The organism is Catenuloplanes indicus (assembly GCF_030813715.1).
GTDB lineage: Bacteria > Actinomycetota > Actinomycetes > Mycobacteriales > Micromonosporaceae > Catenuloplanes > Catenuloplanes indicus.
Genome location: NZ_JAUSUZ010000001.1, coordinates 4,543,454 through 4,561,366 on the forward strand (window position 1 = coordinate 4,543,454; position 17,913 = coordinate 4,561,366).

At 72.5% G+C, this 17,913-nt stretch carries 13 protein-coding genes and 2 pseudogenes; 5 read left to right on the top strand and 10 right to left on the bottom strand.

Going from position 1 to position 17,913, the window contains the following annotated elements; translation table 11 throughout:
* Nucleotides 1-42: 42 nt before the first annotated feature.
* Both J2S42_RS20410 and J2S42_RS20415 read right to left on the bottom strand, forming a co-directional pair.
* Nucleotides 43-1,263 (bottom strand): MFS transporter, encoded by a 1,221-nt coding sequence (locus J2S42_RS20410; RefSeq protein WP_307241459.1) that lies wholly within the window; start codon nucleotides 1,261-1,263, stop codon nucleotides 43-45.
* Between the two features lie 117 nt (nucleotides 1,264-1,380).
* Complete coding sequence (locus tag J2S42_RS20415; protein WP_307241461.1) at nucleotides 1,381-1,974, bottom strand: ArsR/SmtB family transcription factor; 594 nt, start codon at nucleotides 1,972-1,974, stop codon at nucleotides 1,381-1,383.
* Between the two features lie 232 nt (nucleotides 1,975-2,206).
* Here J2S42_RS20415 and J2S42_RS20420 point away from each other — a divergent pair, with 232 nt between their 5' ends.
* Together J2S42_RS20420 and J2S42_RS20425 are read left to right on the top strand one after the other, a co-directional pair.
* Nucleotides 2,207-4,183: a HelD family protein gene (locus J2S42_RS20420; RefSeq protein WP_307241463.1), complete on the top strand. Its 1,977-nt coding sequence runs from the start codon at nucleotides 2,207-2,209 to the stop codon at nucleotides 4,181-4,183.
* A 40-nt stretch (nucleotides 4,184-4,223) separates the two neighbouring features.
* A complete protein-coding gene (locus tag J2S42_RS20425) occupies nucleotides 4,224-6,026 on the top strand; it encodes a glycoside hydrolase family 15 protein (protein ID WP_307241465.1) in 1,803 nt (600 codons plus the stop codon).
* 44 nt (nucleotides 6,027-6,070) lie between these two features.
* On the opposite strand, the gene J2S42_RS20430 is transcribed toward J2S42_RS20425, so the two are convergent.
* Entirely contained in the window at nucleotides 6,071-7,252 is a 1,182-nt protein-coding gene (locus J2S42_RS20430) for an NAD(P)/FAD-dependent oxidoreductase (protein WP_307241467.1), read from the bottom strand.
* Between the two features lie 86 nt (nucleotides 7,253-7,338).
* On the opposite strand from J2S42_RS20430, the gene J2S42_RS20435 reads away from it, so the two are divergent.
* On the top strand, nucleotides 7,339-8,595 hold the full coding sequence (locus J2S42_RS20435) for a hypothetical protein (RefSeq protein ID WP_307241469.1): 1,257 nt from the start codon (nucleotides 7,339-7,341) through the stop codon (nucleotides 8,593-8,595).
* Nucleotides 8,596-8,599: 4 nt separating this feature from the next.
* Here the strand turns inward: J2S42_RS20435 and J2S42_RS20440 are convergent, their stop codons facing one another.
* The 6 genes and pseudogenes from J2S42_RS20440 to J2S42_RS42120 form a co-directional block, all read right to left on the bottom strand.
* The gene (locus tag J2S42_RS20440) at nucleotides 8,600-9,358 is read right to left on the bottom strand and encodes an ABC transporter ATP-binding protein (protein ID WP_307248890.1); all 759 of its coding nucleotides are present in this window, start codon (nucleotides 9,356-9,358) and stop codon (nucleotides 8,600-8,602) included.
* On the bottom strand, nucleotides 9,358-10,437 hold the full coding sequence (locus J2S42_RS20445; protein ID WP_370879412.1) for a FecCD family ABC transporter permease: 1,080 nt from the start codon (nucleotides 10,435-10,437) through the stop codon (nucleotides 9,358-9,360). Before J2S42_RS20445 ends, J2S42_RS20440 begins: the two co-directional genes overlap by 1 nt.
* Nucleotides 10,371-11,297, bottom strand: a complete 927-nt coding sequence (locus J2S42_RS20450) for an ABC transporter substrate-binding protein (RefSeq protein ID WP_370879413.1) — start codon at nucleotides 11,295-11,297, stop codon at nucleotides 10,371-10,373. Before J2S42_RS20450 ends, J2S42_RS20445 begins: the two co-directional genes overlap by 67 nt.
* Before the next feature lie 217 nt (nucleotides 11,298-11,514).
* Nucleotides 11,515-12,816: pseudogene (locus J2S42_RS20455) on the bottom strand (M14 family metallopeptidase); the annotation flags it as partial.
* 107 nt (nucleotides 12,817-12,923) lie between these two features.
* The gene (locus J2S42_RS20460) at nucleotides 12,924-13,187 is read right to left on the bottom strand and encodes a DUF4229 domain-containing protein (protein WP_307241473.1); all 264 of its coding nucleotides are present in this window, start codon (nucleotides 13,185-13,187) and stop codon (nucleotides 12,924-12,926) included.
* 535 nt (nucleotides 13,188-13,722) lie between these two features.
* Nucleotides 13,723-13,905 (bottom strand): annotated as a pseudogene (locus J2S42_RS42120) (aminofutalosine synthase MqnE); the annotation flags it as partial.
* Nucleotides 13,906-14,205: 300 nt separating this feature from the next.
* Between J2S42_RS42120 and J2S42_RS20470 the strand changes: the two are divergent.
* The gene (locus tag J2S42_RS20470) at nucleotides 14,206-15,702 is read left to right on the top strand and encodes a C40 family peptidase (protein WP_307241474.1); all 1,497 of its coding nucleotides are present in this window, start codon (nucleotides 14,206-14,208) and stop codon (nucleotides 15,700-15,702) included.
* 244 nt (nucleotides 15,703-15,946) lie between these two features.
* Here the strand turns inward: J2S42_RS20470 and J2S42_RS20475 are convergent, their stop codons facing one another.
* Nucleotides 15,947-16,885: a hypothetical protein gene (locus J2S42_RS20475; RefSeq protein ID WP_307241476.1), complete on the bottom strand. Its 939-nt coding sequence runs from the start codon at nucleotides 16,883-16,885 to the stop codon at nucleotides 15,947-15,949.
* Here J2S42_RS20475 and J2S42_RS20480 point away from each other — a divergent pair.
* Nucleotides 16,845-17,900: a hypothetical protein gene (locus J2S42_RS20480; RefSeq protein WP_307241478.1), complete on the top strand. Its 1,056-nt coding sequence runs from the start codon at nucleotides 16,845-16,847 to the stop codon at nucleotides 17,898-17,900. The genes J2S42_RS20475 and J2S42_RS20480 overlap by 41 nt on opposite strands.
* The last annotated feature ends 13 nt before the right edge of the window (nucleotides 17,901-17,913 follow it).

Consider the following 17,913-nt stretch of genomic DNA (forward strand, 5'->3'; position numbering starts at 1 on the left):
ACCGTTTCAGGAACCGGGAACCACGACATTTGGGTACGGGTGTCAGGTCGCGGCCAGGACGGGCGCGACCGGCCGGCGCTCCCGGTGGATCGCGCGCACGATCGGCGCCGCGACCAGCGCGCAGACCAGGGCCCCGGCCGTGCCGAGCGCGAAGACCAGCGTGCGCGGGGCCAGCGCCTCGAGCATGAAGCCGGCCAGCGCGTACCCGGTCAGGCTCGCGCCCTGCACCCAGCCGACCAGGATCGCGAACGCGCGCCCGTGCGATGCGGCCGGCACCCGGCGCGCGACCAGCACGTTCTGCTGCACGTTCAGTCCGCCGTTGAAGAAGCCGCCGACCAGGTAGAGCGGCGCCACCCAGACGACGGCCGGGAAGACCGCCATCGCCGCGATGGCCAGGCAGGTGCCGGCGAGCGTGCACAGCGTGCCGTAGACCAGCGCGCCGTCGTCCCGCATCCGGCGCACCACCCGCGCGGTCACCCACGTGCCGGCCAGCAGGCCGGCGGCCCACAGCGCTTCGATCAGCCCGTATGCGGTGGTGGACGCGTGCAGCGTCTCGCGCAGGTAGAAGATGGCGACCACGTTGATCGCGCCGACGCCGAGCACGACGCCCGAGATCGCCACCGTGATCGCGCCGAGCAGCGGGTCACGCCAGTAGCGGAACGGCGGCGTCGAAGGCGCTTCCCGCGCCGGGCTGCCGTCCGCGCGGCCCCGGCGCGTGCGGATCAGCAGCCCGGCCGCGGCCAGCCCGAGGAACATCACGGCGACCAGCAGCAGCGGCACCCGCGCGCCGAACTGCCCGACCAGCACACCGGCCAGCACCGGCGCGGCCAGCGCACCGATCGACGTCGCGGTCTGGCTGAGCGCCATGGCCCGCGGCAGATCCTCGCGGCCCACCATGGCCGGCAGCAGCGCCGCCAGGGCCGGCTGGGTCAGCGCCAGACCGCAGGCGATCACCGTCACCAACGCGATGATCAGCAGCGGCGTGCCGACGAACGACAGCAGCGTGCAGACCGCCGCCTGCGCCAGCCCCACCCCGGCAAGCAGCCAACGGCTGTCCACCCGGTCGACGACCCGACCGGTCAGCGGCGCCAGCAGCACCAGCGGCAGCACGCCCGCCAGCATCAGCCCGGACACCGCGAAGCCGCCTGCCCCCGCCGACTGCAACGTCAACGCGAGTGTCGTCGCCGCCATCAGGTCCCCCGCCACCGACAGCCCGCGCGCCCCGGCCGCCAGATGAACATCCCGCGCAGACGTGAAAGACATACTTCGAAAGTAACGCTTCACAAATGGCGCGCGCAAGGTACCGCGGAAGGCCGGGTGCCGATCGGAAGCCCGGGGGCAGGCGATGTGGCCGCGCTCGGTGGGCGGCCGGGCGGACGGTCAGTCCGTGACGTCCTGCGGGGTGGCGGCGTAGTGAATGACGACGGTGCGGGCGTCGGACGGGGGGTCGGTGCGGCTACGGCGGCGGTAGGGGTCTATCAGGTCCATGATGGCCTGGTTCACCTTGAGAGCCTCGTCCGGCGTCATCGTGCAGACGATGCTGCTGAGCTGGCCGACGTTGTACCACTCGGGCGGCGCCAGGTGCGCGGTCCGGGCGTAGGCGCGAATCCGCTCGAAGTCCCGCTGCAGATAGGCGTCGATCAACGCAATCTCCGCGGCCCGGGTGTCGTCGGACGCGTCCTGGCCGGGGTCGATGCTGAACGACGGCAGCACCGCCCGCCACAGCCGCTCGCGCCCGTCGCCCCGGCTCGGCGCCGCCTCGACCATGCCCGCCTTCGCCAGCGCGCGCAGGTGGTAGCTGGTCGCGCTCGGCGACAGCCCGGCCACCTCCGCGCACGACGTCGCGGTCACCGACTCCCCGGTCGAGCCGAGGTGCTCCATGATGGCCAGCCGCGCGGGGTGCGCCAGCGCCCGCATGACCCGCGGGTCCGAGATCGTCACCCGCTGCGACCCGCGCCGCTCCGCGTCGGTCATCAGCACCCCTCCCTCAGCCACCCCGATCATCCCAGCCGCATGCCGGCGTCCGACCCTGCGGGTCTCGTCATGCCGTAATTCGGTGGAGTAGGGGAGTGTGGGGGCGTAAGGTGGATGGCCGCTTGACGGCCGGGGTGGATGGCACCGGAGCGGACGTCCCACGCGCCGGGCCCGGAGGTGACGGGCTACGGATACGCGAGCGAGCAGCGGCGAAGATGCGTGAGGATGCAGCGTGTCCGCAGATCTTGAAGTTGAGTTGACGGCCGAACGGCAGCACCTGAGCGCGTCCCGGTCCGCGTTGCGGCGCATGCGGGAGCATGCGGAGGCATTGTTCGCCACCGGTGACAAGGTGGCCGGGGATTCGTACACGGCGGAGCAGCTGGGCCGGCACATGGCGCGGCGGGTGCTGGAGCTGGCCGACGACCCGTCCACGCCGTTGTTCTTCGGGCGGCTGGACTTCGGCGCCGGGGAGCACGCGGGGCACGACTACCACGTGGGGCGCCGGCACGTCACGGACGAGGCCGGCGAGCCGATGGTGCTGGACTGGCGGGCGCCGATCTCGCGCTCGTTCTACCGGGCCAGCGTGAAGGATCCGCAGGGTGTGGCGGTGCGGCGGCGGTTCGGATTCGTCGAGGGCGCGATCACGTCGTTCGAGGACGAGCACCTGGATCGCGGCGAGGAGCTGGGCACCGCGTCGAAGATCCTGACGCAGGAGATCGAGCGGCCGCGCGTCGGGCCGATGCGGGACATCGTGGCGACGATCCAGCCGGAGCAGGACGAGCTGGTCCGCGCGGACCTGGCCGACTCGCTCTGCGTGCAGGGCGCCCCGGGCACCGGTAAGACCGCGGTGGGGCTGCACCGGGCCGCGTACCTGCTGTATCTGCACCGGGAGCGGTTGCGCCGCTCCGGCGTGCTGATCGTGGGGCCGAACCGGGCGTTCCTCGGCTACATCGCGGCGGTGCTGCCCGCGCTGGGCGAGGTGGAGGTCGCGCAGAGCACGGTCGAGGACCTGATCGCGCGCCTGCCGGTCCGCGGGGAGGACACGGTCGAGGCCGCGGTCGTCAAGCACGACGTGCGGATGGCACAGGTGCTGCACCGCGCGGTCTGGTCGCACGTCGGCAAGCCGAGCGCGCCGATGACCGTGCCGGACGGCTCGTACCGCTGGCGGATCGGCGAGGAGCCGTTGCGCCGGGTGGTGGACGAGGCGCGGCGTGAGGGCCTGCCGTACGCAGTGGGCCGCGAGCGGGTCCGGGCCCGGGTGGTGTCGCTGCTGCTGCGCCAGTCGGAGGCACGCCGGGGCGACTCGCCGCCGGAGTCGTGGCAGCGCCGGATGGCGAAGGCGAGGCCGGTGACCGAGTTCCTGGACGAGGTGTGGCCGGCGCTGACCCCGGAGGGCCTGCTGCACCGGCTGCTGACCGACCGCGAGGCGCTGCGCGAGCACGCGGACGGCCTGCTCACCGACGACGAGCAGGAAGCGATCATCCAGCCGAAGCCGGCCAAGACGGCCAAGAGCACGAAGTGGACCGGCGCCGACACGGTCCTGATGGACGAGATCGCCGGGCTGCTGGACCGGATGCCGAGCTTCGGGCACGTGGTGCTGGACGAGGCGCAGGATCTCTCCCCGATGCAGTGCCGGGCGATCGCGCGCCGCAGCGAGCACGGGTCGATCACGCTGCTCGGCGACCTGGCGCAGGGCACCGCGCCGTGGGCGTCCGCGGACTGGGCGGTGTCGCTTGCGCACCTGGGCAAGCCGGGCGCACCGGTGGTGCCGCTGACCGTCGGCTTCCGGGTGCCGGCCGTGGTGGTCGAGCTGGCCAATCGCCTGCTGCCGGCACTGCGGGTGAACGTCCCACCGGCCGAGTCGCTGCGGCGGGACGGCTCCCTGGTCGTACGCGCGACGTCCGATCTTGAATTTGATCTTGATCGTGAGGTGCGGGCCGCGCTGGAGCACGAGGGGTCGGTGGCGGTGATCGCGGCGGACGCGGCGGTGGACGGCCTGCGGGCGAAACTCAAACTTAACGACCGGGTCGAGATCGTCCCCGCCTCGATCGTCAAGGGACTCGAGTACGACCACGTGATCGTCATCGAGCCTGCTGAGATCGTCGACGCGGAACCACGGGGATTGAACAGGCTCTATGTAGTGCTGACCCGCGCGGTCTCTCGCCTCACTGTCATTCACGCTGTTCCGCTGCCGGAGCCGCTGACCTGAGCGATGGTTTAGGGAGCGAGCCCCAGCGAGAGGACGAACCATGACACTCCCCCGCAACGGCTACCTCCCGATCGAGGAGCACGGCGTCGTCGGCGACCTGCGGACCATCGCGCTGGTCGGCACGGACGGCACCATCGACTGGTACTGCCCGGCCCGCTTCGACGCGCCGTCCCTCTTCGCCTCCCTGCTCGACTCCCGGAAGGGCGGCTACTTCTCGATACACAGCCGGGCGTCGGCCCGTCCGAAACAGCTCTACCTGCCCGAGACGAACATCCTGGTCACCCGCTTCGTCGGTGCGGAGGCGGTCGGCGAGGTGATCGATTTCATGGTCCCGGAGACGTCGGAGACCGCGGCCGCGCGCGACCTGCTGGTCCGCCGGGCGCGCGCGGTCCGCGGCCGGGCCACGTTCGAGCTGGCATGCCATCCCGCGTTCGACTACGGCCGGGTGTCGCACCAGGTCGAGCTGGTGACCGGCGTGGGCGCGGTCTTCACCTCCGGGGCCGGCCGGTTCGTGCTGCGCACCAGCGTGCCACTGAAGATCGAGGAGAACGGCGTCGGCGCCACGTTCACGCTGGACGAGGGCGAGACCGTGGAGATCCAGCTGGAGTGGAAGGGCGAGGTGCGCCCGCTGATCGAGGGCGAGAACGAGGACCTGTTCGTGCGCACCTCGGACTTCTGGCAGCGGTGGCTGAGCCAGTGCAAGTACCGCGGGCGCTGGCGGGAGACCGTGCAGCGTTCCGCGCTCGCGCTGAAGCTGCTGGTCTACCACCCGACCGGCGCGCTGGTGGCGGCGCCGACCACGTCGCTGCCGGAGGAACTGGGCGGCATCCGGAACTGGGACTACCGGTACGCATGGCTGCGCGACGCCGCGTTCACCATCTACGCGCTGATGCGGCTGGGCTTCCTGGAGGAGGCGGCCGCGTTCATGGACTGGGTGCAGAAACGCTGCGAGGAAGCGGACCGGGACCGGGAACGTGACCTCATGATCATGTACGCGGTGGACGGCAGCCCGGAGATCCCCGAGTTCACGCTCGACCATCTGGAGGGCTACCGCGGTTCCGCGCCGGTCCGGATCGGCAACAACGCGGTCAACCAGCGGCAGATCGACGTGTACGGCGAGCTGATGGACTCGGTCTACCTCTACAACCGCGAGGTGCCGATCTCGTACGACCTGTGGATTCACCTCTCCAAGCGGCTCGACTGGCTGGCCAGCCACTGGCAGGAGCCGGACGAGGGCATCTGGGAGATCCGCGGCCCGCGGCAGCGGTTCACCTACTCCGCGCTGATGACCTGGGTGGCGTACGACCGGGCCTGCCGGGTGGCCCGGGACCGCGGCCTGCCGGCACCGATCGAGCGGTGGCGCAAGCTCGGCAACCAGGCGTACCGGTTCGTGCAGAACTCCTGCTGGGACCGGGACATCGGCGCCTACGTGATGCACCCGGGCAGCAAGCTGCTGGACGCGTCCGTGCTGGTCATGCCGCTGGTCAAGTTCTCCGGCCCGACCGATCCGCGGTTCCTGTCCACGCTGGACCGGATCTCGTCCGAGCTGGCCTCGGACAGCCTGGTCCACCGGTACGCGCACACCGGCCACGACGGGCTGGCCGGCCAGGAGGGCACGTTCAACCTCTGCTCGTTCTGGTACGTCGAGGCGCTCACCCGAGCCGGCCGGGTCCGCGAGGCCCGGATGATCTTCGAGAAGATGCTGACGTACGCAAACCACGTCGGCCTGTTCGCGGAGGAGATCGGCCCGTCCGGCGAGCAGCTGGGCAACTTCCCGCAGGCGTTCACGCACCTCGCGCTGATCTCCGCGGCCGTCAACCTGGACGCCGCGCTGGACCGGTAGCCGACGCCGAAGACGCCGGCCCGGCGGCCGGCGTCTTCCACGGGTCAGGCGCTCATGATCCGGCCGACGTTCTCCGGCGAGAGGTACTCGCCGATCGGTGTGCTGCCCTGGAGCGCGCCGAAGAAGCGCGTGCTCTCCGCCGGGTCGGACGCGATCTTCGCGAACAGCGCGGCCTGCTCCGGCGGTGGCGGTTCCATCGAGGCCAGGCCCACGGTCATCTGCAGGTACGGCAGGAAGCGCTCGTCGCGGACGGTCTGGTACTCCGCGAGCGCGTCCGCCATCGGCCGCTCCCCGGTCAGGCCCGCGTGCACGGCCGCGGCCAGCCACTCCGCCGACAGGAACGCGTCCATGATGCCGGCCGCCATGCACGGGTCCTTGTGGTAGCCGGCGTCGCCGACCAGGGCCCAGCCGTCGCCGTATGCCTCGCGCAGGAAGTTGGGCACGTCCGCGGTGCCGCGGATCCGCTCGGTGCGCGCGCCGTTCGCCACCCGCTCGGCCAGGCCGGGCACGCGTGCGATCGCGGCCGCGTAGTTGCCCTCGACGTCCGCGCGGAAGTCCGGGAAGTCCGCGATCGGGCAGGCCACGAACACCACCGCGGTACCGTCGTTGGTCGGGAACACCACCACCGTACGGTCGCCGAGGTTGTAGATCTCCGCGCCGTCCCGCGAGACGCCGGTGTAGTACGCGTAGTAGCCCGCGGTGAGCGCCGGCGTGTCCGCGTAGGCCTTCGCCCCGACCGCCTTCGCGACCGTGGAGTGCAGGCCGTCCGCGCCGATCACGATGCGGGCCCGCGCGACCGCGCCGTCCCGGGTGCGCACACCGGTGACCGTGCCGTCCTCGATCAGGACCTCCGCCACGCCGGTGCCGGTGCGCACCTCCGCACCGGCGTCCCGGGCCGCGCCGACCAGGATCTCGTCCAGCGCGGTGCGGCGCACGCAGTACGGGGACGTGGCGCCCTCGAACGGCGGCGGCTGGCCGACGATCGCGAACGGCCCGAAGTCCATGGTGAACGTCGTGTGCGGGGGCGCACCGGTCGCGACCACCGCGTCGTGCAGGCCCCACCGCTTGAGCGCGGCCATCGCGGGAACGTGCATCAGGTGCGTCGACAGGGTGTCGCTCGGGAACGTGGCCTTGTCCAGGAGAAGAACGCTGTGCCCCTGACGGGCCAGCAACATGGCGGTCGGCGAGCCCGCGGTGCGCGCGCCGACGACGATCGCGTCATACATGATCCCACCGTGGTGGACCGCGACCGGTGCGTCAACGAGGTGACCGGCTGTCCGTTCGGCCGATGTTTCGTGGCACCTTTATACACATGGAGATCACCACTGTTGACCTCGACGCGCCCCCGCAGCTGTGGGCGCGGTGGGTCGCGCAGGCGGCCGCGCTCGCGACGATCGGATACCGGGACGTGTACTGGATCGACGCTGCCGGCGCGCATCACGACGATCACGGTGGCAACTGGTCCCGCCTCGTCCTGATCGACGGCGACCGGGCGGTGCTCTTCGGCTACGACCACGAGTACAGCCGGACCGTCGACCACAGCCCGCCGATCGACGTGCTGGCCGACGCGCCGGAGTGGCTGCCCTGGCCGGATCTGACCACGGCCGCGAACGTCAACCAGCTCGGGTACGCCTACTGGTACGACAAGGCCTGGCACCGTGTCGCCTACCCGCACGACCTGGGCGACGACGGCCTGCTGGCCACGGTCCGCGAGGTGATCGACGACGAGCAGGCGCTGCTGGCGCTGCGCGAGATCGTCTTCGAGTGGGGCCGGCACGGTCCCGCCGACTCGGCGCGGGAGCGCGCGTCCGTGGACGCGGCCGCGGACCGGCTGCTGGCCGCCGCATACGCGCGCACCGTGGACGAGACCGTGCTGTGGAACCTGCTCGGCCGGATCAGCGCCGTGCGGCCGGACCCGCGCGCCGGGGTCGCCGCGGCCGCACGGGGCGGCGGCGTCCCGGGCAGCACCGCGCCGTTCGCGCCGGCGGTGGCCGCGCGGCCGGTTCGCCGCCGGGTCCGCGCGCTCAGCGACGAACAGCACCAGCAGCTGGTCTGGACCGCGATGCGGCAGGCCCAGGAGCTGGACCGGCCGGACGAGACCACCTACCCGGCGCCGCCGGAGCTGACCGCGCTGGTCACCTGGGCGCGCGACCGGGCGCCGCGCGGGGACGGGCGCTGCTCGGTGCTGTTCCAGCTGGAGATCGACGGTTCCAGCGAGCAGCCCGGCGAGTTCCCGCCCGCGACCCGCGAGGGCGAGAACTCGTGGACGGCGTACCGGGAGGCGAACGACCTGGCCCGCGCACTGTGGACGGCCGAGGACTCCGGCGGCCGCGGGCGGTGGCTGTTCGTGCGGGTGGAGACGAGCGCGACCGAGTTCCGCGTCGAACGGCGCTGGGACTCCTGGCCGGAGTGGTGGGAGTACGACGGCATCACCGGACCGTGGCTGGACCAGCTGAACGCGGAGATGACGCACCGGTCGCCGCACTGGCGCCCGGACTGGGCCGTGCTGCTCGACACCGAGGTCGCCTGGAGCGGCCCGCCGGACCGCTACGCCCACCTGCTCAACTGACCGCTCAGCGCACCGGAACCACCAGGGGTCCGTGCTCCCCGGGCAGGACACGGACCCGGGCCCGGTAATGCGTGGCCAGCAGCGGCTCGGTCAGCACCTCGGCCGGGGTGCCCACCGCCGCCACCCGGCCGGCCGCGAGCAGCACCATCCGGTCCGCGTACTCGCCCGCGATCGACAGGTCGTGCATGGTGGCGACCACGGTCAGCCCGCGGTCCCGGCGCAGCCGGTCGACCAGGTCCAGGACGTCCTGCTGGTGGCCGATGTCGAGCGCGCTGGTCGGCTCGTCGAGCAGCAGCAGCGGTGCGCGCTGGGCGAGCGCGCGGGCCAGGAACGCACGCTGCCGCTCGCCGCCGGAGAGCGTGGTCAACGACCGGTCCGCGAATTCGGTCAGGTCCAGGCTGTGGATCTCCTCGTCGGCCACGGCCAGGTCGGCGGCCGACTCCCGGCCGAGCGCCGGCACGTACGGGGTGCGGCCGAGCAGCACGTACTCCCGGACGGTCATGCCGGGCGGGACCGCCGGGCTCTGCGCGACCGTGGCGACCTGCCGGGCCCGCTCCCGCCGCCGCAACGCGGTGACCTCGGCACCGGCCAGCGAGATCGCGCCGGTGAACGGCACCAGGCCGGTCAGCGCGCGCAGCAGCGTCGACTTGCCCGCGCCGTTCGGCCCGATGATCGTCACCCACTCGCCGGGCGCCACGTCGAGGTCGACGCCGTCCAGCACGGTCGCGCCGCCGAGCGCCACCCGCAGGCCCCGCACCGTGATCACAGTGCCACCCGCCGGTGGGTGCGCAGCACCAGCACGAAGAACGGCGCCCCGAACAACGCGGTGATCACACCGATCGGCACCTCGGCCGGTGCCACCGCGGTGCGCGCGATCAGGTCGGCCAGCATCAGGAACGCGGCGCCGAACAGCATCGACAGCGGCAGGATCGCCCGGTACGACGCACCGGCCAGCAGCCGGACCGTGTGCGGCACGATCACGCCGACGAAGCCGATCAGCCCGGAGACCGAGACCGCCGCGGCGGTGCCCAGCGACGCGGCCGCGACCAGGATCAGCCGGGAGCGCCGTGGGTGCAGGCCCAGCCCGGCCGCCTCCTCGTCACCGACCGTGAGCACGTCCAGCTCGCGCCGGTGCAGCAGCACCACGACCGAGGTGACCAGCACGTACGGCAGCAGCATGCGCACGTCCGACCAGCCGCCGGTGGCGAGCCGGCCGAGCAGCCAGGAGTAGATCTCCCGCAGGTCGTCCGCGTGCCGCTGCATCAGCCAGGTCTGCCCGGCCTCCAGGAACGCGGCCACCGCGACGCCCGCGAGGATCAGCGCGGCCGGCGATCGCTCCCGGCCACCGGCCGCGCCGAGCAGATAGGTCAGCCCGATCGCGGCCAGCGCGCCGGTGAACGCGGCGGCCGGGAGCAGCGCGCGCGGGCCGTCCAGCGCGATCACCGCGGTGGCGGCCAGCCCGGCACCGGCCGCCACGCCCAGCAGGTACGGGTCGGCCAGCGGGTTGCGGAACACGCCCTGGTAGGCGGCGCCGGCCAGGGCCAGCATCGCGCCGACCAGCAGGCCCAGCACCACGCGCGGCAAGCGCAAGCGCAGCAGCACCGCGACCTCGCGCTCGTCCAGGCCGCTCTCGAGCCGTATCCCTGGAATGAGGTTGAGCATCTCCGCCGCGACCGCGACGGGCGGCAGCGGGACCGGACCGAACGCGAGACCCGCCACCCCGGCCAGGACCACGGCGAGCGGGCCGGTCAGCCACCACAGCGGCCGCAGCCGAGTCACGCCGGGACCTTGGCCACCGCGTCCGTGACCGCGCGGACCAGGTCGACGACGCGCGGGCCCCAGCGGGACGCGACGTCGTCGTCGAGCGCCACGATCTGCTTCGTCCGCACCGCGGTCATCGTGTCCCAGCCGGGCCGGGCCGCGACGGTCGCGGCGCTCTGCGCGCAGCAGGTGACGTCGGCCAGGAAGATCAGGTCTGGGTTCGCCTTCACCAGGAACTCCTGGTTGAGCTGTGGGTATCCGCCGGCGGCCGCGTTCGCGTCGGCCGGGTCGGCCACGTTGGTCAGCCCGGCTCGGCCGAGCAGCGCGCCGACGAACGTGGTGGAGGTCGCCGAGTACAGCTCCGGGCCGAGCTCGTAGTAGTAGGTCAGCGGCTCGGCGCGCTGCGGCAGGTCCGCGACCAGCTTGTCGATCTCCGTGCCGACCTGGGTGACCAGCGCGTCCGCCGGGTGCCCGGTCAGCGTGCCCAGCTCGCGCCACTGGCGGAACGCGTCGTCCAGCGAGGTCGCGGCCGGGGCGAGGTAGACCGGGATCCTCAGCGTGGTGAGCGCCTTGACGATGCCGTTGATGTCGTTCGCGATGACCACCAGGTCCGGTGACTGCGCGGAGATCGCCTCCGCGTTCGGCTGGAAGCCGGACAGGTCCGTCACCGGCACACCGGACGGGTAGTCGGACTGGTCGTCGACCGCGACCACCTGCGGCCCGGCGCCGATCGCGAACAGCACCTCGGTGGCGGTCGGCGACAGCGAGACGATCCGGTCCGGCCGCTCGCCGAGCGTGACGCCACCGACCGTGACCGGGAAGGCGCCGCTCGGTGCCGATGCGGCCGGCGGTGTCGGCTCGTCCGGGCTCGCACATCCGCTCGCCAGGGTTACAACGGCAAAAATCGCTGCGAGGGTACGACGTCCGCGCGCCACGGCCACCTCCGGTTCGACGGCGAACCGGCACGCGTCGTCGCGACGCGCCCCGGTCCGCGGGGGCGATGATCGCAACCGTGCACCGCAGGCGACCTGGCTTTCACAGTTGCGGGACAGCGCCGGATTCACACCGGACTTCGCTGCGGGAACGGTTCCTACCCCAGACGCTAGTGCAGGCCCCGGCCGATCGACCGGGGCCTGCGTCAACTGTGACCGGGAACTAGCAGTACGTGGCCTGCTTGCCGATGATCCGGTACGGGCAGTCGGAGTACTCCGCGAGCAGCAGCACCGCGGTCCGGTTGACCGAGGTCTGTGCCGGGATCACCTCGTCGGGCGGGTAGAAGCCGCCGCCGCTGCCGCTGGACCCCGGGTACATCTCGAACGTGTAGGCGAAGATCTTGTGCGTCGCCCACATCCAGTCGAGGCTGTCCCCGTCCGTGATGTAGAGGTCGCTGGACTGCTCCGGCGTGTACCCGTTCAGGTTCGCCATCTGCGTGCCGAGCGTCGCGAACGTGTTGTACTGGTCCGCGTTCATGCCGGCCGCCGTGTTCGCCGTGGTGTAGCCGTACGGCCAGAGCACCAGCTTCGAGTACGTGTGCCAGTCGATGTTCGTCTTGATCTGCTGGACGCCGCCGACCACCCTGCTGTTGACGAAGTCGCGCAGCGCCCGGGTCTCCGGCGCGGAGAACGCGGACGGCCCGCGGTAGGTCGCCGACGACGTGGAGCCGGACGAGCCGCCGCAGCAGCCCCAGTTGTAGCCCCAGTTGCGGTTCAGGTCGGTGCCCACGTTGGACGAGCCGCTGTTCGGCTGACGGTTCTTGCGCCAGGAACGGTACGACCCGGTGGCGATGTCGTACTCGCTGCCATCCGGGTTGACGGTCGGCACGATCCAGATTTCGCGCGAGTTGACGATGTTCGTGATCCGGGAGTCCGTGCCGTAATTGTCGGTGAACAGGTTGAGCAGGTAGATCGCCATCTCGACGGTCAGGTGCTCGCGCGCGTGCTGCTGGTGGTTGAACAGGATCTCCGGCTCGTTCTCGTCCGTCGCCACGTTGTCCGAGATCTTGATGACCGGCAGGTCGCGGCCCTCGTACGACCGGCCGATGCTGCTCTTCCGGGCGATCGCCGGGTGGTCCGAGACCACCTGGTTGATCACCGCGGTCATCTCCGCGTAGTTGTGGTAGTTCGAGTCGGCCGACGGGAAGTCCAGCGTGCCGAAGTCGCTCGCGGACGGCGCGGCCACGGCCTGCACCTGGAAGCCGAGCGCGCGGATCGACTTCAGCTCGCCCGCGGTGGCCGAGACGGTCACGACACCGTGCTCCTGCACCGCGTCGATGGCCGCGCCGGTGCGGGCGATCGCGTTGCGCGCGTCGGCCGTGCGCACGCCGGAGACGGTGTACTGGGTGATCTGGCCGGTGTCGTGCGGTTCCGCCGGGCGCGCGGTCGCGGGTCCGGTCGAGGTGACCAGCAACGCCAGGGCGGCGGCGGCCGCCACGGCGAGGCGGATGCGGGAGGTGGACACGATTGAGCCTCCTGGGGGTGGGGAGGTGCGTCGGCACACTCCACCACCCGCGGCGTGATCAGCTCAATATGCTTCGATATCCCAAAGCGATCATCCCGCCGGTGACATGGTCAGCTCTTCGCGACCGGTTCTTCCTCTTCACCGGCGAGCGCGGCCCGGAGGCGGGCACGCTCGGCCTTCCGCTTGTCCGCACGTGCGGCCAGCGCGTTCGCCATCTCGTCCCGCCACTGGCCGAGCAGGAAGAACGAGGCGATCGCGGAGAGCAGCACCGCCGCGATCAACTTGAGGAAGATGTCCAGGTCGACGAACCACAGTGCCGCCAGGAACGCCAGGAAGAGACCGATCCGGCCGGCCGTGTACTTGATCGCGGCCACAGCGCCTCACCTCTCCAGCCGGGAAACCACAACCATCAGAGGGTACGACAGATCAGGCCCACACCCGCTGCGGTACGGCCCGGCGGTCGGCGAGCGGGACCGGGGCGTCGTGCTCGCGGACCACGCCGAAGGACGCGTCCCGCTCGACCGGCCGCAGCCCGGCGTCCCAGATCAGCTCCAGCAGCTCCTCGCCCGCGTCCAGTTCGACCGCGCGCTTGTCCGCGTTGCGCCACCGCTGCTCCGGGGCGTTCTCGTCGTCCTTCGCGCCGGACGGGATGCCGGCCAGGTCGTCCGCGCCGTAGTTGAGCAGCAGCTGGACCAGTGCCGGGCCGTGCGAGGCGTAGTCGGCGGTGAGGTGCACGGCCGGGTCGAGCAGCAGGCGGACCACCGCGAACGTGCGCAGCGCCTCGGCCGGCGCACCGTCCTCTTTGACGAGCGTGACGGACGACGGTCGGAGATCTTCACGGAGATTTAGCACCGCGTCCACCAGGTGCGCGGCGGGGTCCTCCGCCCGGCCGTACCGGATCTCGTGGGCGTCGATGGAACGATCGGCCGCGAACGTCACCCGGTCGGCGTACGACTCGGCCCGGCGGTGGTGGGCCAACCTGCCCAGCCAGGCGAGTTCATCCGTGCCGAAGAGGGCAATTCCGTCATCTCGGGTGAGCCGTTCCCCGGCGTGGACCTTCTGCTCCAGCGTGCGCTTCAACCCGGAATCCATGCTCAGAGCGTACGTGGCCGGAATCTGAACGACCGCCCGGCTGCAACCGATCTCACGTCGTGGCCCCGCGGCGTTGTTTCCGATTTATCCGTTCAAATCGCTCGAATCTCAGGGAGTTCACAGCGTCGGATAGTCATTGACCGATCGACACCTCGTGGGAGTGTGAGGTAGACCCTTAGGGGGAACGGGTCGAGCCGGTGCCGTCCATAATGATCGTCCGGCGAGCACGTGGGGATTGGTATGGGTCAGTACACGCATGTGGGACGTCACCGCGCGGCACCGTCTCCGTTGGTGCGCCCGGTGATCTTCACCGCCGTGGTGAGCGCCACGCTGGCCGCGGTGATCAGCTCTCCGGCGTACGCGGCACCCCCCATCCCCGGCGTGCCGAACAGCGGCTCACGCCCGGCCGCGACCGGCTCGCTGACCCTGCCCCGCGCACCCGGCGTCACCACACCCGGCGGCAGCACCACCCAGCCCCCCTCGCTCACCGGCAACCCGGTGGCCACCCAGCTCGAGGCCAAGCAGACCGAGCTGAACCAGGCCGGTCAGCGCACGCTGGCGCTGGAGGAGCAGCTCACCACGGCCACCGCCGCGGTCGCCGTGGCCGAGCAGAAGGTGGTGTCCGCGAGCGCGGTGCTGGCCGCGGCCGAGACCGCGCGGGACACCGCGGCCGCCGAGACGCTCAAGGAGGAGGCGGCCCTCCCGCCCGAGGTCTTCAACTCCGACCTGTACAAGATCGGTTCGCTCTGGCGGGTGCCGCGCGAGACCGACGACACCGCGGGCAGCCTCGCCGCCGACCTGACCCGCGCCCAGGACGCCGCGATCGCCGCGGTCACCGAGCGGGACGCCGCGCTCGCCGCCGAGGCCGAGCTGCGCACCCAGCTGACCGCCGGGCAGGCCGCGCTCAAGGCGCTCGAGGCCGAGCTGCTCAAGATCCGCGAGCAGAACGAGGACCAGCTCACCGCGATAGCGGCCCAGCAGGACGCGGCCGAGGCCGCTCTCGGCGCCGACTATCTCGACAACTCCACCACCGAGGGCATGGTCGCCCACCCGAAGGCGCTGAAGGCGCTCGAGTTCGCGATGGCCCAGCGCGGCAAGTGGTACGAGTGGGCGGCCGAGGGCCCGGACACGTACGACTGCTCCGGCCTGATGTGGGACGCGTACCGCAGCGTCGGCTACCAGCTCCCCCGCGTCGCCAACGACCAGTACTACGCGACCCGCGGCAAGACCGTGTCGAAGTCCGCGCTGCTGCCCGGCGACCTGATCTTCTTCAGCACCAGCAACCGGTGGAGCGACGTCTACCACGTCGGCATGTACGTCGGCGAGGGCAAGATGGTCAACGCGCCGACCATCGGCGAAGTGGTCAAGGTGCAGTCGATCCAGTGGTCGCGGTTCTTCGCCGCGACCCGGGTCTTCGGCGCGGTGGAGGGCCCGGCCAAGGCCGGCGGTACGCCGAAGCCCGCACCCACGCCGAAGCCGCAGCCGTCCCCGACGCCGCCGAAGACGGTTTCACCGACGCCCACGCCGACGAACAGCGGTTCACCGTCGCCGTCGCCGACCGGCTCCGGATCGCCCTCTCCGTCGCCGACCGGATCGCCCACGCCCTCGCCGACCACGCCCAGCCCGAGCCCGACCACGCCGCCGACGCCGCCGGACCCGCCGTCCCCGACGCCGACCGCGGCGTCGTCCGGCGCGCCCGCCAACCCGCCGTCCGGCAGCACATCTGCCAGCGCATCCTCCGCCAGCAGCGCCTCCGGAAGTGCCTCCGCGGGGGCTTCCGCGTCCGCCAACGGCTGACCCCCGGGTCGGCTTTCCCGTGACTCGCGGGTATGGCACGTTTTATGCGAGGGTGGAACGTGGGAGGCGATGTCATGAGCGAGGATCGGGTGGAGGGTGCGGACGCACCCGGGGACACCCCGGCGGTGGCACGCGCCCAGGTGGGACGCGCCTCCGTGACCGGCGGGACCGCGGGTGACCTCGGCGGTCTCGGCGTCCTGCCGTCCCGGCAGCCGGCCGAGGGCCGCACCTACCGGGCCGGTGACTACGGCACACCCGCGGATGGCCCGGCTCCCACGCTGAAACCGGCGGAGGGCTCGATCACGCCCGCGCCGGTGCTGTCCTTCACCACGCCACCGCCGGAGAACCCGGATCCCGCGGAGGCCGCCGGTGACCGGCCCGCCGGTGCGGAGCCGTCGGCCGGCGGGGCTTCCGCCTGGTCGAACTTCGCGATGCCGAAGCGGGAGACGGCCGACGCCTCACTCAACGCGGCGGTCGCCACCGCGCAGAGCGAGCCGGCACCGATCGCGGAGCCGTCACCGGCCGTCGCGTCGTCACCGGCCGCGCTTGCGCCGGAGACCGCGGCGGCGGCGCCCGTCGTGCCCGCGCCGATCTCGGCGGGTGCGGGGTCGGCCGCGTACGGCGGGCCGGCGATGAGCACGAGCACGCCGGCGGCGCCGGCGGCGCCGCCGCTGGGAGTGCAGTCGGCGGCGTGGCCGAGTTCGCTCGCGTTCGGCGGTGCCGAACCCGAGCCGGCGTCCTCCGCCCCTATCTCGTCGCCGCCAACGTCGTCGTCTCCGGTCTCGTCCGCTGCGGTCTCGTCTGCTCCGGTCTCGTCCGCTTCGGCGTCGCCGGTCTTCGGCAGCGCCTCGGTTTCGGCGCCACCGTTCGGTGGGGCGCCGGTGTCGTCCCTGGCGCCCTCCGCGTTCGGTGACGCTCCGGTCTCGGCGCCGCCGGTCTCCAGCGCGCCGCCGGCCTTCGGGTCGTCCTCGGATCCCGGCAGCGGAGCACCGGCCTCGGCGCCGCCCGTCTCGTCCGCGCCACCGGCCTTCGGCGACTCGTCGTCGGCGTTCGGAGTGCCCGTCTCGGCGCCGCCGGTCTCCAGCGCGCCGCCCGCGTCCGTGACGCCGGTCTCCAGTGGCGCGTCCGTGTCCGCGCCGCCGGTGACGAGTGGGCCGCCCGCGTTCCGGGCCGCGTCGCCCACGTCCTACGGCCGGCCGGCCGCCACGCCCGCGGCGGTGCAGCCGGACTACACGCTGCCGGACTCCACGCCCGCGGCGGTGCAGCCGGACTACTCGCTGCCCGCGCAGCGCTCCGGTGCCACCGCTCCGGCCGAGCCGACCCGGGCGCGTGCGTCCGTGCCCGGGCTTAACCGGATCACGCCGGGTGCCGGCGGTGTCGTGGGCTCGGCGAGCTCGGGCACCGGTTATCCGCGCGTCTACCGGGCCGGTGCGCCGGGTGCGACCGAGCCGGATCCGATCGAGCCGCCGGAGCCGGCCGAGCCGCCCGCACCGCCGGAGCCGCCGCAGCCGGCCGAGCCGCCCGCGCCGGGTCCCGGTCCGGCGCCCACGCCGTTCCCGGACCCGAACCGTCCCGGTCCGGCGCCCGGACCACAGCCGGGTCCGCCCGTACCGACGCCGCCCGCTCCTCCGGCGCCGCCGCCCGGCCCGCCGTTCCCGTCGCCGTCCCCGGTGCCGCCGTTCCCGCCTCCCCCCGCGGGCGGGACCACCTGGTCGTCCGCGTCCGCCGCGGGCACGCCGGGCCGGGCCGGCGTGCCCGCGGCAGCGCTGCCGCCGTGGCCGGCCTCCGAGGTCGCTCAGCCCGGCCGTCAGTGGCCGCCGCGGGACGAGTCCCCGGTGACGCCGGTGGTGCGTGGCCTCTCGCCGGACAGCGCGGACGACCCGCACGGCGTGGCCGCGTCCGCGGAGTACCACCAGTGGGCGCGCGGTCAGCGCCGCGAATCCGGCACGGTCTACTCGCCACCGGCCCGGAGCGGGGAGCCGGTGTCCCGTGGCGTTCCGGTCAATCCGGCGATCGAGAACACAGGGTCGCTGACTGGGCACATCCTGTCGCCGCAGCGGTGGAACGACAATTCCGACTCCGGCAATTCCACCCGAGTGATGGTCATCCTGGCGAGCGTCGCGATCGCGATCATCGTCGTCGGCATCATCGCGTCGATCGTGGTCGGTGACCAGCTCAGAGACCTGTTCGGCCAGTAACCCACGGAACAAA